16 protein-coding genes are annotated in these 15,131 nt (G+C 62.7%); 14 read left to right on the forward strand and 2 right to left on the reverse strand.

The features are described from left to right. Positions 1-667: 667 nt before the first annotated feature. A complete protein-coding gene (locus tag GGQ98_RS01485) occupies positions 668-1,012 on the forward strand; it encodes a helix-turn-helix transcriptional regulator (RefSeq protein WP_184064045.1) in 345 nt (114 codons plus the stop codon). 66 nt (positions 1,013-1,078) lie between these two features. Here GGQ98_RS01485 and nhaR read toward each other — a convergent pair whose 3' ends face one another. After that, positions 1,079-1,984 carry a transcriptional activator NhaR gene (gene nhaR / locus GGQ98_RS01490; RefSeq protein WP_184064048.1) on the reverse strand — a complete coding sequence of 302 codons (906 nt, stop codon included), beginning with the start codon at positions 1,982-1,984 and terminating at the stop codon, positions 1,079-1,081. Positions 1,985-2,098: 114 nt separating this feature from the next. Here nhaR and GGQ98_RS01495 point away from each other — a divergent pair, with 114 nt between their 5' ends. The 5 genes from GGQ98_RS01495 (at position 2,099) to GGQ98_RS01515 (ending at position 4,958) form a co-directional block, all read left to right on the forward strand. Beyond that, the gene (locus GGQ98_RS01495; RefSeq protein ID WP_184064051.1) at positions 2,099-2,410 is read left to right on the forward strand and encodes an HPF/RaiA family ribosome-associated protein; all 312 of its coding nucleotides are present in this window, start codon (positions 2,099-2,101) and stop codon (positions 2,408-2,410) included. Between the two features lie 93 nt (positions 2,411-2,503). Further along, positions 2,504-2,689: a DUF465 domain-containing protein gene (locus GGQ98_RS01500; protein WP_243451619.1), complete on the forward strand. Its 186-nt coding sequence runs from the start codon at positions 2,504-2,506 to the stop codon at positions 2,687-2,689. A gap of 3 nt (positions 2,690-2,692) precedes the next feature. Further along, on the forward strand, positions 2,693-2,989 hold the full coding sequence (locus GGQ98_RS01505; protein WP_184064054.1) for a TFIIB-type zinc ribbon-containing protein: 297 nt from the start codon (positions 2,693-2,695) through the stop codon (positions 2,987-2,989). A gap of 191 nt (positions 2,990-3,180) precedes the next feature. After that, the gene (gene htpX, locus GGQ98_RS01510) at positions 3,181-4,098 is read left to right on the forward strand and encodes a protease HtpX (RefSeq protein ID WP_184064056.1); all 918 of its coding nucleotides are present in this window, start codon (positions 3,181-3,183) and stop codon (positions 4,096-4,098) included. Positions 4,099-4,109: 11 nt separating this feature from the next. After that, positions 4,110-4,958, forward strand: a complete 849-nt coding sequence (locus tag GGQ98_RS01515) for a universal stress protein (protein ID WP_184064059.1) — start codon at positions 4,110-4,112, stop codon at positions 4,956-4,958. A gap of 58 nt (positions 4,959-5,016) precedes the next feature. Here GGQ98_RS01515 and GGQ98_RS01520 read toward each other — a convergent pair whose 3' ends face one another. After that, complete coding sequence (locus tag GGQ98_RS01520; protein WP_184064062.1) at positions 5,017-5,343, reverse strand: hypothetical protein; 327 nt, start codon at positions 5,341-5,343, stop codon at positions 5,017-5,019. 10 nt (positions 5,344-5,353) lie between these two features. Between GGQ98_RS01520 and GGQ98_RS01525 the strand changes: the two genes are divergently transcribed. From GGQ98_RS01525 to GGQ98_RS01560, 8 genes are all read left to right on the forward strand, one after another. Next, positions 5,354-6,439, forward strand: a complete 1,086-nt coding sequence (locus GGQ98_RS01525; protein ID WP_184064064.1) for a universal stress protein — start codon at positions 5,354-5,356, stop codon at positions 6,437-6,439. 207 nt (positions 6,440-6,646) lie between these two features. Next, the gene (locus tag GGQ98_RS01530; protein ID WP_184064067.1) at positions 6,647-7,711 is read left to right on the forward strand and encodes a TerC family protein; all 1,065 of its coding nucleotides are present in this window, start codon (positions 6,647-6,649) and stop codon (positions 7,709-7,711) included. 23 nt (positions 7,712-7,734) lie between these two features. Next, the gene (locus GGQ98_RS01535; RefSeq protein WP_184064070.1) at positions 7,735-8,052 is read left to right on the forward strand and encodes an ATPase inhibitor subunit zeta; all 318 of its coding nucleotides are present in this window, start codon (positions 7,735-7,737) and stop codon (positions 8,050-8,052) included. A 65-nt stretch (positions 8,053-8,117) separates the two neighbouring features. After that, complete coding sequence (gene pyrC / locus GGQ98_RS01540; RefSeq protein WP_184064073.1) at positions 8,118-9,185, forward strand: dihydroorotase; 1,068 nt, start codon at positions 8,118-8,120, stop codon at positions 9,183-9,185. Positions 9,186-9,202: 17 nt separating this feature from the next. Beyond that, on the forward strand, positions 9,203-10,924 hold the full coding sequence (gene ilvD, locus GGQ98_RS01545) for a dihydroxy-acid dehydratase (RefSeq protein WP_184064076.1): 1,722 nt from the start codon (positions 9,203-9,205) through the stop codon (positions 10,922-10,924). Between the two features lie 174 nt (positions 10,925-11,098). Further along, positions 11,099-12,031, forward strand: coding sequence for a sulfate adenylyltransferase subunit CysD (gene cysD / locus GGQ98_RS01550; protein ID WP_184064079.1), 933 nt, complete (start codon positions 11,099-11,101; stop codon positions 12,029-12,031). Continuing rightward, complete coding sequence (cysC, locus tag GGQ98_RS01555; protein ID WP_184064081.1) at positions 12,031-13,956, forward strand: adenylyl-sulfate kinase; 1,926 nt, start codon at positions 12,031-12,033, stop codon at positions 13,954-13,956. Before cysD ends, cysC begins: the two co-directional genes overlap by 1 nt. 68 nt (positions 13,957-14,024) lie before the next feature. Then, positions 14,025-14,936 carry a DUF6671 family protein gene (locus GGQ98_RS01560; protein WP_243451620.1) on the forward strand — a complete coding sequence of 304 codons (912 nt, stop codon included), beginning with the start codon at positions 14,025-14,027 and terminating at the stop codon, positions 14,934-14,936. Positions 14,937-15,131 lie beyond the last annotated feature (195 nt).

The following is a 15,131-nucleotide window of genomic DNA, read 5'->3' on the forward strand; positions in this document are numbered from 1 at the left end:
GAGCGATCACGCCCGGGAACAGCTCTCGAAGCCGCTCGGTATGGAGCAGAGCAAAATGGCAGTTGTCGTCCGCATCGAAGACAGGAATAAACTGCAGAGTCCTGGGCTGTTGGTGTGGTGGCCGGTCAGCGATCAGGGCGGACACCAGCATTTCGCGTGTAGTAACAAGGTCGGATGATTTCCCTGCATGATCAGCATCAAGCCAGCATAGGCACCATATTCCACTCATGCCGACGCTTTCGCGAACCTGGAATTGGCACAGGCGAGAAGCCAATCCGACTCCGCATATTTCCGGTGGCGCGTCCACCATCACGGGGTCTATCCATATTCCGACGAGCCTGCCGCCCTGTTCCGCATGCTCTGTCGGGAGCCGCGCGCGCCGAAATGCCAGAAACTCTCCAGCCTCCCGGCAAGCGCGGGAAACGTCATCACTGGACCGGACCAGGAGCAAGAAGCAGTTGGCGAAGTCTGACACCGGCAGCACCCCTTCATTGCCCTATGGCGTCCGGCGGTATGACCCCAATCAGGTCGCGGCATCGCCTTCCGGACGCGGGTGACCAGGACATGATTAACCGCTACTGCCTTGCATGCGAACTTCATAACACGATACAAAAGACACGAAATCTGTGTCGCATTTTCCTTATAGGGGCTCTCGTGGATGCAGGCAATGGCAAACTCCAAATCTGATACCTCATCTGCCAGCTGGACCTTTCTGACCAACCATGCCCATGTGCTGCTCTGCCTGGTCGAGCAGCCGGCGGCGAGAATGCGCGAGGTTGCAGTCCGGGTCGGGATCACCGAGCGCGCCGTGCAGCGCATCGTCGCCGAATTGGAGGAGGCAGGGTATCTCAGCCGCATGCGTGAAGGTCGCGCCAATCGCTACCTCGTCCATGAGGATTTGTTCCTCCGCCATCCGGTCGAAAGCCATTGCACAATCGCCGAACTGATCGGGATGGTGAGCGGAAGACGAGCGCACGCCCAACGCTCCCGCAAAGGCGCTCGCCGCGCATGACGGCATCTATCTTTGTCTTCGTCGTGAACGATTGCGGCGAACGATCCGCTTAAGACGAGACAGAGGCTAGCGCTTGTCGTCGACGAACAGGTCCGTCTTCGCTGCTTCGCTGATCGCCACGACTGCCGGATGGGTCAGTTTGCGTTCGACGGAGATGGCGTAGTATTTTGCTGCGACGCTGTCGGCGCGGCCGATGATATCAGCTTCATATTGGCTGCGGATCTCGTCGGCCAGTACTGTTGGTGCAGGGAAAATGCCAGCACCCGCCTTACCGAAGGCCTTCATCAATGCGGTGTCGTCGAACTCGCCGACAATGAGCGGTTCGATCTGATGTTCACTAAACCACCGCGTGAGCGCGCCCCTCATTGTTGCGCCATCGCTCGGGATCAGCACGGGTGCGCCGTCCAGGGATTGCGGAAAGCCCTCCTGATAGCGTTCGGCAAGTGCACGCACGGCATAGAAGGCGATTGGTGTGCGCCCGAGAGCGTGGCTGTAGCCTTTCACCCCTAGTTCGGAGGGCAGTGGCCGGTCGGCGATCACGAGATCCATCTTGTGGATGGCGAGCTCCGCGAATAACCGATCCAGCTTGTCTTCCCGGCAGATCAGCCGCACGCGCCCGGCACTACTCAGTGCCGGAGCCAGCAGGCGATAGGCGATCGACTTGGGAACGACATCGGCCACCCCGACCCGGAACAGCATGTCGGTGCGGCCGGGGCGGTTGCGCACCGTCTCCTCCAGCTCTCTTCCGATCTGGAAGATATCGTCAGCGTAGGAAAGGGTCAGCTGTCCCGCTGCGGTCAGCTCCAGCCGGCGCCCGACGCGGCGGAACAGCTCGGTTCCGAGCGCTTCCTCCAGCGTGCCGATCTGGGTGCTGATGGTCTGCGGCGCGAGACGCAACTGCTCGGCGGCTCGCGCAATGCTGCCTGCCTTCGCGACCCTCCAGAAATAATGCAGCTGCTTGTAGTTCAACACAGCTTGCCATCCTTCTCACAGAATTTTTCGAACAAAGCATGCTGATTATTCTGCTTTTTTTGATGTGTGAGCAAGCCCATATTCCGCAAGTGCGTCGAAACTCGAGGAGCATTGATGAAGATCGCGATTCAGACGCGTGACGCCGAACTCACCGACGACCTGCGCGAGCACTTGGAGCAGAGGTTGGCGTTCGCCTTGTCCCGATGTCAGAACCGCATTCGCGGCGTCGTTGTTGGCCTGTCGGATATCAACGGATCGAAAGGCGGCATAGACAAACGCTGCCATCTGCGCATTCGGCTGAACGGGTTGTCCGACATCGCCGTCGAGGAAACCGAGGCGGACTTTGACGTCGCGGCCAATCACGCTGCAGACCGGGCCAAGCGAACACTGGCCCGCCGCCCACGGTATGCGCGCGACATACCTTAGCTGGACGCGCTCCGTGAGGTCGTGACGCGTCCACCGACGCGAGCGGCACTGATGCGGCGGACGCCGCGTTTGGACAACCAACTGGAGAAGGCTATGAGTATGAGTGCTTTGATATACAAACTGACAGTCGTCCACGGCAAGCTCGATGATGCAATTCGACACGAGCACAAGCGGCGTTTTCCCGACGGCATCAGACTGCTCCGGCTGAAAAAGCTCAGACTCGCGGTGAAAGATCGCCTGCAGTTGCTGGTCCGTTTCGGTCGGCAGGAGAGGGTTTGAGCCATGCGAACCGAAGAAGCTGTCGCAGCCATGCCTTGTCCGATCTGCCGGACCGGGCTGGTATTGTCCGACCGACAAGGTGTCGAGATCGACTATTGCCCGACCTGTCGCGGAGTGTGGCTTGACCGGGGCGAGCTCGACAAGATCATTGCTCGCAACACCGAAGATGCGTCGTCTGCAGCCCGCACGACCGGGTCGCGCGAACGTCGAGAGCCAAGGCACTACGACGATGACGATGATCATCGCGGCTACGGCCACAAGAAGCCGAAGAGGTCCTTCTTGTCCGACCTTTTCGACTGAAGAAAGGCGCCGTATGCGCCACGCGATGGCCGGACTTCGTCGTAGAAAGATGGCCGGACGGCGACGGCAGAGGTGGAGCATCATCGCTTCAGGCCCAGCGGCGAGTCGATTGATCTCTCGCCGCTGCGCCAAGCGGGGCGCGTGGGGCTACGAAGATTCTGGCCGAGTGGGCATTTCGTGAGGAGCGCCGGGTGAAACGCACAGCGCTATTCCTAGCAACCAATTTGGCGGTTGTGCTTGTACTGTCGGTCACCCTGCGCTTGCTGGGGGTCGAACCCTACCTCAATGAACAGGGCCTCAATCTCAACGCCTTGCTCATCTTCGCGGCCGTCTTCGGCTTCGGCGGCGCCTTCATTTCCCTCGCCCTCTCGAAATGGACCGCCAAGAGGGCGGTCGGCGCCCAAGTCATCGCCCAGCCCAGCACACCGACGGAACAATGGCTGGTGCAAACCGTGGCCCGCCAGGCCCAGGCCGCCGGCATCAAGATGCCCGAGGTTGCGGTCTACGATTCGCCAGAGGTCAACGCCTTCGCTACCGGCATGAGCAAGAACTCCTCGCTCATCGCCGTGTCCACCGGGCTGCTGCAGCGGATGAGCCGGGAAGAAGCCGAGGCGGTGCTGGGGCACGAAGTGTCGCACGCCGCCAACGGCGACATGGTGACGATGGCGCTGATCCAGGGCGTGGTGAACACCTTCGTCATGTTCCTGTCCCGAGTGATCGGACATGCCGTCGACCGGGTAGTGTTCAGAACCCAGAACGGTCACGGTCCCGCTTTCTTCGTCACCATGATTGTCGCCGAAGTACTGCTTGGCGTCCTCGCATCGATCATCGTCATGTGGTTCTCGCGCCACCGGGAATTCCGCGCCGACCAGGGCGGCGCCGAGCTCGCCGGCCGACCGCACATGATCGCCGCCCTCCGCCGCCTGGCCGCGCTGCACCCGGCACCGCTTCCCGACAGAATGGCAGCCTTCGGCATCGCAGGCGGCGTAGGCAGCGGGTTGAAGCGCCTGTTCATGACCCACCCGCCATTGGAAGAGCGGATCGCGGCGCTGCAAAACGCAAACAAGGATCCGCATGACGCGGTCTATCGGAAGCGCCAGATCAATTGAGGAGTAAGAGAATGGCTTTCAAGGATGTCCTGCTCCAGTTGAGCAGCTATCCCGAACCGACCCCTGCTGCGGCGATCGAGCAAGGGGTCGGTTTCGCTGAGACGTTGGGGGCGCACATCTCGGCCCTGACTTTCAAAATAGAGATCCCGAGCACCAGCAACGTGCTCGCGAATGCGCTGCTCGACATTCCGGCGATGGTCGCGTCCGAACGGCAAAGGAGTGCGGCGAGCGCGCAGAAACTCATCAGTGTTTTCGAAGCCACGGCGACGAAGCGTGGCGTTCCGCACCAACAGACCGTAGAGTCGTGCTCGACTTCGCAGCTGGCAGCCCTCGTGACCGAGCACGCCAGGATGCACGATATCACAATGATCCCGGTAGGTGAGGAGGTCGGGCTTCAGCAGTATGTCGCGGAGACCGTGATATTTGGCTCCGGGCGACCGACGATTGTCTTACCCGGGGCGCCGAAACGCAGCAATCCTTTGTCTCTCAACGTCATTGGCGTGGCTTGGGACTTCAGCCGGCCGGCTGCCCGGGCCGTGGCGGATGCGCTGCCGATCCTGGAGCGCGCGAAAACGGTACGGGTGGTGACGATCACACAGGAGAAGACGATCGAGACGAGGCGCTCGGCCGCTGATCTGGCGAAGCATCTTGCATTTCGTGGCATCGAAGCGGTCCTTGAGGAGGAAGACGCCGCCGGACGGACAATCGGGCAGGCTCTCGAAGATTATGTGAGCGCCCGCGAAATCGAACTCCTCGTCATGGGAGCCTATGGGCACTCCCGGCTGCGCGACTTCATCTTGGGTGGCGCGACGAAGACCATCATCGCCCACCCGCCGTCGCCGGTGCTCCTGTCGCACTGAGGTGTTGCATCCACCGCTGCGCGACGGTCGAAAACGCGCACGTAAACGCGAAAAATCGTCAACAGCTATAGGCTGGTCGAGGAGACTTGGCTGCGAGGACTTCCTTGAGCGTTCCGTTTTGGGCGCTGATGGTGTGCGGGCGCGAGGCGCCGCGCTCGATGCTGGTTCTTGACCGTCCAGAGCAGTGTGGCTGCTTGTTCTCCGATCCGCAGTTTTTTTCGATCAAAGCACCGCTATTAATCTGCTTTTTTTGACGATCAATCAAGTCCACACTCCGCACGTGCATAGAGTCCGGGTGGATGGAGGATTGATGATCGTTATTCAGACGCCCGACAGGGACCGACCGATGATGCTCGCGCGCCAACTGCATCACGGCGATCGGCAAGACGGTCGTCTTGAAACTGGCAGATCAGCTTCCCGACCGCGGCATCGTTGGTCAGATCGCGTCGGAACCTTCGGCCATTGAAATCGAGCGCAGCGGCTTCCTTCCCCGATGCCACCAGGCGGCTCTGCGCTTGGCAAAGGTACAGGCAAACGCACGGAAGGAGCAGACGCCGTGCGGACTGACGGACAACGACGGCACGAGGGCGATGCCGTCCCGAACCATCCGGACCCAACTGGGATTTGAGAGAATGGCATTCAACGACGCCCTGCTTCACGTGAGCAGCTATCCCGATCCGACCCCGGTTGCGGCCGTCGAACAAGCGATCGACTTCGCTGCGGCGTTAGGCGCGGGCATCTCGGCGCTGACTTTCAAAGTCGAGATCCCGCTAACCAGCAACATAGTTGCGGACAGGTTGCTCGACATCCCGGGCATGATTGCGGCGGCGCGGCGGAGGAGCGCGGCGCATGCCCAGAATCTGATCGGTGCGTTCGAAAGCATGGCGACGAAGCGTGGCGTCACACACCGGCAGATCATTGTGTCATGCACCACCCTACACCTCCCGGACATCGTGACGGAACGCGCCAGGATGCACGATGTCACGATGGTCCCGATCGGCAGGCACGCGGACCTACAGCAACAAGTCGCCGAGTGCGTGATACTCGGCTCGGGGCGACCGACGATTGTCTTCCCGGAAACGCCAAAAAACAGCAGTTCTTTTTCCCTCGATGTCGTTGGAGTGGCTTGGGACTTCAGCCGGTCCGCGGCGCGAGCCGTGGCGGATGCTGTCCCGCTCCTTCAGCGCGCCAAAACCGTGCGGGTGGTGACGATCACACAGAAGAAGCTGCCCCATACGAGAAGCTCGGGAGGGGAACTCGCGGAGCATCTCGCCTGTCATGGCATCGAGGCTGTCCTTGAAGAGGAAGACGCCGCCGGCCGGACGATCGGCCAGGCTCTCGAAGAGTATGCAACCGCGCACGCCCTAGACCTGCTCGTAATGGGGGCCTACGGGCACTCCCGCTTGCGCGACTTCATCCTGGGTGGCGCGACGAGGTCCATCGTCGCCAACCCACCGCTGCCAGTGCTCCTCTCACATTGAGATGGCGCATCCACGTCAGCGCACCGGCGAGCACGATGACGACAGCGCCAGCAAAAGCCATTGGCGCAATCGCAATTGGGGCCGCTCGCCACCGTCTCAAGCGCTCCTAAAAGGCCCGGGGCCCGTTGGCGGTCGAGCAGAAGCGCAATGGGCAGCCCGAAACCCATTCAACGGGTGCTCCGAACACCCGAAAAGTAAGGACTACACATGGAACTGCTTGCCGATTTCCTGACCAGCGATTTCCTCGGCAAAGCCACCTGGCTCTGGCTCATGTTCCTCGTCGTGGTCGGGACGCTGCTCGCCTTCGACCTCGGCGTTCTCCACAAGGAGGACAAGGAACTCGGTGTCGGCGAAAGCTTGATCTTGTCCGCGTTCTACATCGCGGTCGCGGTGGTGTTCGGCGTCTGGATATGGTGGTCCATGGGTCCGACCTCGGGCATGGAGTACTTCACGGGCTACACCCTGGAGAAGGCGCTTTCCATCGACAATGTCTTCGTCATCTCGCTCATCTTCGGCTACTTCGCCATCCCCGCCAAATACCAGTACCGGGCGCTGCTCTGGGGCATTCTCGCGGTGCTGGTCCTGCGCGGTCTCATGATCGGGCTCGGCGCAGCGCTCGTGCAGCAGTACGAGTGGGTGCTTTACATCTTCGGTGTCTTCCTGATCGCCACGGGGATCAAGATCCTCGTCGTCGGCGAGGGCGAGAAGGACGTGTCGAAGAACCCGATCGTGCGCTTCCTGTCCAAGCGCATGCGGGTGACGGACGAGTTGCACGGTTCGCATTTCTTCGTCCGCAAACCAGACCCGAAGACAGGCAAGCTCGCGCGCTACGCGACACCCCTGTTCCTGGCGCTGGTCATGATCAACATCGCCGATCTGGTCTTCGCGGTCGACTCGGTGCCGGCGATCTTCGCCATCACGACCGACACCTACATCGTGTACACGGCCAACATCATGGCGATCCTGGGCCTTCGCGCGCTCTACTTCGCCCTCGCCGCCATGGTTCACCGATTTGAGTACTTGAAGTACGCGCTCGCCATCGTGCTCGTCTTCATCGGAGCCAAGATTTTCTGGAACCAGATCGTCGGCAAACTCGACCCGGCGATCTCGCTTGGCGTAACCCTGTCCCTCATCGCAGGCGGTGTGCTGTTCTCGCTCTGGAAGACACGTGCGGCCGCGCACGACGAAACTCATGGTCGCGGCCGAACGGATTTGCCTCCGCCTTTCGTCGAAAAGCATTCCCACGCCCGTTCTGCCGGTGATGATCGATGAACATCGATGCAAGAGTTCCTGCCATGAAGCATGCCACCGCTTCCTCCACCGCGCCCGCCTCGGGCATCGATGCCGATCCCCGCGACAACGTCATCGCCTATCGCAACATGCTCGCGGGTTTGTGGGCCAGCCGCCTGATGCAGATCCCGGACGATGCGATTCAGAGCTACGTGGCGGCGGTTCACCAGGCCGACCTCGGCGAGCCGAGGTGCGACGGCGTGGTCGAGAAGCTGTTTGGCGACCTGAACCGTTGTGGGGTTTCGATCAGCCGCGAGGAAGTGCGCCGCAAGCTGTGCGAATTCCACAGTCGAGCCATCATGCAGACGCGCGAGACCGACTGAATGCTTGGGCAGTGGAGTTTGGGACAGACGAATGGTCTGACAGGACGTGGAGCGAGGATGACGCGGTGGATACCATAACTTTCCGTCGACCCGATGACTGGCATGTGCACCTTCGCGATGGCGATTTGCTGCGCATGGCGCTGCCGTGGACGGCGAGCGCTTTCGGACGCGCCATCGTCATGCCGAACCTCGATCCGCCGGTGACGACGGCCGCCCAGGCGGCCGCCTATCGCGATCGGATCCGGCGCGTCTTGCCCGACGGCTCCAGGTTCGAACCGCTGATGACCTGTTTCCTCACCGAAGAGACCGATCCCGAAGACGTCGCACAAGGCTTCGTCGAAGGGATTGTCTCGGCGGTCAAGCTGTACCCGGCGCGCAGCACCACGAACTCCGCCGCCGGCGTGACCGACATTCGCCGGGTCTACCGGGTGTTGGAAAAAATGCAGGCGATCGGCATGCCGCTCCTGATCCATGGTGAGGTAGTCGATCAGGAAACGGACATTTTCGACAGGGAGAAGGCGTTCATAGACCGGGTGCTTGTCCGACTGCGAGCCGATTTCCCCGCGCTGCGGATCGTCCTGGAGCACATTACGACCGCCGAAGCCGTGGACTACGTGCAGCACGCCGAGGGTCCCATCGGCGCCACCATCACGGCGCACCACCTCATGATCAACCGCAATGCGATGTTCGCAGGTGGCATCCGGCCGCATATGTACTGTTTGCCCGTGGCCAAGCGGGAGGGCCATCGCCTCGCATTAAGGGACGCCGCGACCTCCGGCGATCCCCGGTTCTTCCTCGGCACGGATTCGGCGCCGCACCTGATCCAGGACAAGGAATCGGCATGCGGCTGCGCCGGCATCTTCACCGCGCCCGTTGCCCTTGAACTCTACGCCCAGGTTTTCGAGGAGGAACGAGCCCTCGATAGGTTCGAGGCCTTCGCGTCACTCAACGGCGCCCGGTTTTACGGCCTGCCGCCGAACACCGAGACAGTCACGCTCGTGCAATCGCCGTGGCAACCGCCAGAATCGCTGCCGGTTGGAGACGATGATCGCGTGCGTGTGTTCCGCCCGGAGAGCGTGGCTCGTTGGCGCCTCCTCGAACCGGCAGCCTGCGAGAAATTGATCGAAGCATAAAGCGAGAGGCCGACCCCATGGCACATCACTACGACAAATCCAAACTGCCGAGCCGCCACACGACGTTGGGCCCTGAGCGGGCGCCGCATCGTTCGTTTCTCTACGCCATGGGGCTGACCGAAAAGGAGATCGCCCAGCCCTTTGTCGGCGTCGCCACCTGCTGGAACGAGGCCGCGCCGTGCAACATCACGCTCAGCCGCCAGGCGCAGGCTGTCAAACTCGGCGTCAAGGCGGGTGGCGGCACCCCGCGCGAATTCACCACCATCACCGTGACCGACGGCATCGCCATGGGCCACCAGGGCATGAAGTCGTCGCTGGTGAGCCGCGAGGTGATCGCCGATTCGGTCGAACTCACCATGCGCGGCCATTGCTACGACGCGCTGGTAGGCCTTGCCGGGTGCGACAAGTCACTGCCCGGCATGATGATGGCCATGGTCCGCCTCAACGTGCCGAGCGTGTTCATATACGGCGGTACGATCCTGCCGGGGCGCTTCCGCGGCAAGGATGTGACCGTGCAGGACGTCTATGAAGCGGTGGGAAGCTACCAGGCCGGCCAGATCTCCGCCGACGAGCTTCACGCGCTCGAATGTGTCGCTTGCCCGTCCGCAGGCTCCTGCGGCGGCCAGTTCACCGCCAACACCATGGCTTGCGTCTCCGAGGCGCTCGGCCTCGCACTGCCCGGTTCGACCGGTGCGCCGGCACCCTACGAGAACCGTGACGCCTTCGCGGAAGCGTCTGGCAAGGCGGTGATGAACCTGCTGGCTCGCGAGCTCAGGCCGCGCGACATCGTCACCCGCAAGGCGCTGGAGAACGCCGCCGCCGTGGTGGCGGCCTCCGGCGGATCGACCAATGTGGCGCTGCATCTGCCGGCGATCGCGCACGAGGCGGGCATCGACTTCGACCTGCATGCGGTCGCCGAGATCTTCAGGCGCACGCCCTACATCGCCGATCTCAAACCCGGCGGGCGTTACCTTGCCAAGGATCTGTTCGAGATCGGCGGTGTGTCGGTGCTCTTGAAGGCGCTGCTCGACGGCGGCTATCTGCACGGCGACTGTATCACGGTGACAGGCAAGACGATCGCCGAGAACCTGGCCGACGTGGCCTTCCCGACCGACCAGGACATCGTTCGCCCGATCTCCGACCCGATCACCACCACCGGCGGCGTGGCCGGTCTGCGCGGTACGCTCGCCCCGGAGGGCGCCATCGTCAAGGTGGCTGGTATGACGAACCTCAAATTCCGCGGGCCGGCCCGGTGCTTCGACTCCGAGGAAGCGGCCTTCGACGCCGTCCAGAAGCGTGAATACCAGCCGGGGGAGGTCATCGTCATTCGCTACGAAGGGCCGAAAGGCGGTCCCGGCATGCGCGAGATGCTGGCGACCACGGCAGCCGTTTACGGTCAGGGCATGGGCGACAAGGTGGCGCTTGTCACCGACGGGCGCTTCTCCGGCGCCACGCGCGGCTTCTGCATCGGGCACGTCGATCCGGAAGCGGCCGTTGGCGGCCCGATCGCATTGCTGAAGGACGGTGACATCATCGCCATCGATGCCGAGGCGGGCACGCTTGACGTAGAGCTCTCGGCCGAGGAGCTGGAGGTTCGGCGCAAGGATTGGCGACCGCGTCGTCACGACTTCCAGTCGGGCGCGCTCTGGAAATTTGCGCAGACTGTGGGGCCGGCCTCGAAAGGCGCGGTCACCCACCCTGGCGCCGCCGCAGAGACACACACCTATGCCGATATCTGAGGTCCGCCACGACAGAAAGCCTATCTGCCGCCTTTTCGGCTGCACGCAAGTGTCTTGCCGTCTCGGCCAAGCGCGCCGCCGCGTGAGGTTCCCGCGATGGCACGTGACGACGTTGGGAAGTCGCAAGCTGCGCTGCGGCCTAACGAATTCAAGTCTCGGAGGCTCTGGTCTGGCATGACACTGGTCGACGCTCACAGCCGCAATGAACTGCACTTCTCGCACATACGTCGGCTTGAGGCCGAGTCCATCGCCATTATCCGAGAGGTTGCCGCCTGTTTTCAGCGGCCCGTGCTGCTCTACTCGATCGGCAAGGATAGCTCGGTCCTGTTGCATCTGGCGCAAAAGGCATTCGCCCCTGCACCGCTGCCGTTTCCCGTGCTGCATGTCGATACCGGATGGAAGTTCCGGGAAATGATCGCCCACCGCGACAGCACCGTCGCGCTGCTTGGATTCGAGCTCCTGATTCATACGAACGGAGAAGCGGCGGGCGCCGGCATCACACCGTTCACCGCTTCCTCGGCCGTCTACAACCACGCGATGAAGACCGAGGGCTTAAAGCAGGCGATGGCGCGCTGGGGTTTTGATGCCGCCATCGGCGGCGCCCGCCGCGACGAGGAGAAGTCGCGCGCCAAGGAACGCATCTTTTCACACCGTAACACCGCCCATCGCTGGGAGCCCAAGACCCAGCGGCCCGAGTTTTGGCACGCTTGGAACACGCACCTCGCCCCCGGCGAATCGATGCGCGTATTTCCGCTGTCCAACTGGACCGAGCGCGACGTCTGGACCTATATCTGGATCGAGGGCATCCCTCTCGTCCCCCTTTATTTCGCGAAGCTCCGTCCGGTCATCCGTCGCCAGGACACCTGGATCATGGTGGACGACGACCGTATCCCGTTCGAGCCCGGTGAACGCCCCGAACTCCGATCGGTCCGCTTCCGCTCGATCGGCTGCTACCCCTATACCGGGGCGATCGAAAGCACCGCCGCCACGCTCGCCGACGTCCTGCTCGAGATGCGGTCGACGCGCATGAGCGAGCGTCAGGGACGTTTGATCGACCACGATCAACCCGGATCGATGGAGCGCAAGAAGCAGGAAGGATATTTCTGATGCGCGACACGCCTCGTCAGATTCCGGAAGAGGAAAGCCCGGACGCCATAATCGCCCGCGTCATCGCCGCCGAGCAAGCCAAGTCGCAGCTTCGCCTGTTGACGTGCGGCAGCGTCGATGACGGCAAATCCACGCTGCTCGGGCGAATCCTCTACGACGCCGACTGCGTCTACGAGGACCAGCTCGCGCGCCTGTTCAATGACAGCAAAGGCCGTGTGCCGGAGGGTGATCTCGACTTCTCACTGCTGCTCGACGGGCTCATGTCCGAGCGCGAGCAGGGCATCACCATTGACGTCGCCTGGCGCTTCTTCGAAACCGACAAGCGCAAGTTTGTCGTCGCGGACTGTCCGGGCCACGAGCAATACACGCGCAACATGGCCACTGGCGCATCGCAGGCGGATGCCGCCCTGCTGCTGATCGACGCACGCAAGGGCGTCCTTACCCAGACGCGGCGTCATGCTCATATCCTCGCCTTGATGGGCATCCGCCACGTCGCCGTGGCGGTGAACAAGATGGACCTGGTTGGCTTCGACCGCACTGCGTTCGCGCGTCATGCTGCCGAGATTGCCGACCTCGCCGAAGCACTCGGCTTCACCGACGCGGTTGCCGTCCCGGTTTCGGCACTCAAGGGCGACAATGTGTTGGGCCGCTCGGCCGCGATGCCCTGGTTCGACGGCCCTACGATCATCGGATGGCTGGAGTCGGTCGTCGTCGACAACGCCGTTGAGATCGGACCGTTCCGCATGCCGGTGCAGTGGGTCAGTCGCGCCGGCCAGGATTTTCGCGGTTTCTCCGGGTGGATTGCGAGCGGTAGCGTGCGCCCGGGAGACTCGGTGCTTGTAGCCCGCTCCGGCGCGCGTGCCGTCGTCGCTCGGATCATCCCGGAGCGTGATCCCGCCCAGGCCGCCGCCGGGCAGTCCGTCACGCTGGTGCTCGACCGCGACCTGGACGTAAGCCGTGGGGACGTGCTGGCTGCGGCCGATAGGCCGCCCGCTATCGCGGATCAGTGTCAGGCGCATCTGCTGTGGTTGGGCGAGGCGCCCATGATCCCCGGCCGCCAGTATCTGATGCGGCTCGGCACGGACGAAGTGCCGGTGAGCATCACAGCGCTAAAGCATCGAATCGACATCGACACGCGTGCGCATCTGGCTGTCCGTCAGCTCGCAATGAACGAACTCGCGGTCGTGAACTTCGCTGCGGACCGCCCGGTGGCTTTCGACCCTTATGCCGAGAACCGCGACATGGGCGGCTTCGTGCTCATCGATCGCATCACCCATGCCACGGTGGGTGCCGGGATGATCGACTTCGCGCTGCGGCGCGCCGGCAATATCCCGTGGCAAGCCTTCGATACCGCTCCCGATGCACGCGCCGTAGCGAAGGGGCAGCGTCCGGCGATCCTCTGGTTCACCGGCCTGTCTGGGGCTGGCAAGTCGACGATTGCGAACATTGTCGACCGCAAGCTGATGACCGCCGGCTTCCATCCATTTGTGCTGGACGGCGACAATATCCGGCACGGGCTCAATCGCGATCTGGGCTTCACCGAGGTGGATCGGGTCGAGAACATCCGCCGCATGGCCGAGGTCGCCAAGCTGATGGCCGATGCCGGGCTGATCGTGCTGGTCTGCGTGATTTCACCCTACGCGCGCGACCGGGCGCTCGCCCGTGAGATCGCCGGCAGCCATCCATTCTATGAGATCTTCGTCGATGCGCCGCTGACGGTGGCGGAAGCCCGCGATCCCAAGGGACTCTATGCGAAGGCCAGAGCGAGACAAATCGCAAATGTCCCCGGCATCGACGCGCCTTACGAGACGCCTGAGGCGCCGGAGCTGCGCCTCGCTTCTTACGACGTGCCAGCCGAGGCGCTGGCCGATCGGGTTCTCCATCTCCTGCAACTCGGCCGCGCCCTCAAAGGAACCGATAACTAGGGAGCATTCGCCAAAAATGTACAGCACAGCGGATAGCCATTTCCGAATCGACGCGAAGTTCAGCCTCCATGTCGTCTGATCCCCGCCACACCTCCGCCCACGCGCTTCCCGATCAGGTCGGCGGCGACCAATTTCATCTGGCGGGCGCACGGACAGTGATCGCCACGAAGCACGGCAAGGAGCGTGTGATCGCCCCGTTGCTGACTGAGGCGCTCGGCCTCGATTGCGTTGTGCCCTCGGCCTTCGATACCGACCGCTTCGGAACCTTCAGCCGTGAGATCGAGCGGACCGGTTCGCAGCTCGATGCCGCACGTGCCAAGATCGCCGCGGCGTTCGAACACGTACCGCATGCACGTGTGGCAGTCGCAAGCGAAGGCAGCTTCGGGCCGCATCCCCAAATTCCCTTCGTCCCGCTCGGCCGCGAGATTGTCGTAATGAAGGACCGCGTCAGCGGTCTCGAATTGATCGGTCATTATGCGGGCCTGTCGACGAATTTTGGCCACACGGTCGTTACGGACCTGGCCGGCGCCAGTGCGTTCGCCGAACGCGCGCGATTTCCCGGACATGGGGTGATCGTCATGGGCTGCGTCGATCAGCAGCCGATGCCCAGGCGCGCGCTGATCAAGGACATTGACGCTTGGGTCGAACTGCAAAGGGCGATTGAGGAGGTGATCACGATCTGCGGCGCCGCCTTCGTTGAGACCGATATGCGCGCCCATCGCAACCCCACGCGCATGCGCACCATCAAACGCGCGACGCTGGACCTTGTCCGCCGGTTTCGGAGCCTGTGCCCGATCTGCGCTCGACCCGGATTTGCCATCACCAAACGGCTATCCGGCCTGCCATGCTCATGGTGCGGAGGCCCAACGCTCGCGCTGAAAGCTGATGTCTATAGTTGTGAGGGGTGCGGTTACCGGGAAGAGCGCGCGGTGAAGGCGGCGACTGCGGATCCGGGACATTGTGGGGAGTGCAACCCGTGACCAGGGGAACGAAGGGAGAGCAGAATGGCCGCTTCCCAATCTCCCGTTGAGCCTCTCCTAGAGGCCGAAAAGCAAATTGCGTGGGTGCTCGCCCATCCTGGCATGAGCGATTGGCTGAAGGAGGCTCTTCGGACCGCAGTAGACCGCGATCCAGAGCACCTTCTGAATGACCTGGAGATACTCTGTTTGCTTTTG

It is taken from the genome of Sphingosinicella soli (assembly GCF_014199685.1).
Lineage (GTDB): Bacteria > Pseudomonadota > Alphaproteobacteria > Sphingomonadales > Sphingomonadaceae > Sphingosinicella > Sphingosinicella soli.

Coding starts and splice junctions, on each gene's coding strand:
- GGQ98_RS01485 (WP_184064045.1), top strand. CDS start 668: ATGGCAAACTCCAAATCTGATACCTCATCTGCCAGCTGGACCTTTCTG.
- GGQ98_RS01495 (WP_184064051.1), top strand. CDS start 2,099: ATGAAGATCGCGATTCAGACGCGTGACGCCGAACTCACCGACGACCTG.
- GGQ98_RS01500 (WP_243451619.1), top strand. CDS start 2,504: ATGAGTATGAGTGCTTTGATATACAAACTGACAGTCGTCCACGGCAAG.
- GGQ98_RS01505 (WP_184064054.1), top strand. CDS start 2,693: ATGCGAACCGAAGAAGCTGTCGCAGCCATGCCTTGTCCGATCTGCCGG.
- GGQ98_RS01515 (WP_184064059.1), top strand. CDS start 4,110: ATGGCTTTCAAGGATGTCCTGCTCCAGTTGAGCAGCTATCCCGAACCG.
- GGQ98_RS01530 (WP_184064067.1), top strand. CDS start 6,647: ATGGAACTGCTTGCCGATTTCCTGACCAGCGATTTCCTCGGCAAAGCC.
- GGQ98_RS01535 (WP_184064070.1), top strand. CDS start 7,735: ATGAAGCATGCCACCGCTTCCTCCACCGCGCCCGCCTCGGGCATCGAT.
- ilvD (WP_184064076.1), top strand. CDS start 9,203: ATGGCACATCACTACGACAAATCCAAACTGCCGAGCCGCCACACGACG.
- cysD (WP_184064079.1), top strand. CDS start 11,099: ATGACACTGGTCGACGCTCACAGCCGCAATGAACTGCACTTCTCGCAC.
- cysC (WP_184064081.1), top strand. CDS start 12,031: ATGCGCGACACGCCTCGTCAGATTCCGGAAGAGGAAAGCCCGGACGCC.
- GGQ98_RS01560 (WP_243451620.1), top strand. CDS start 14,025: ATGTCGTCTGATCCCCGCCACACCTCCGCCCACGCGCTTCCCGATCAG.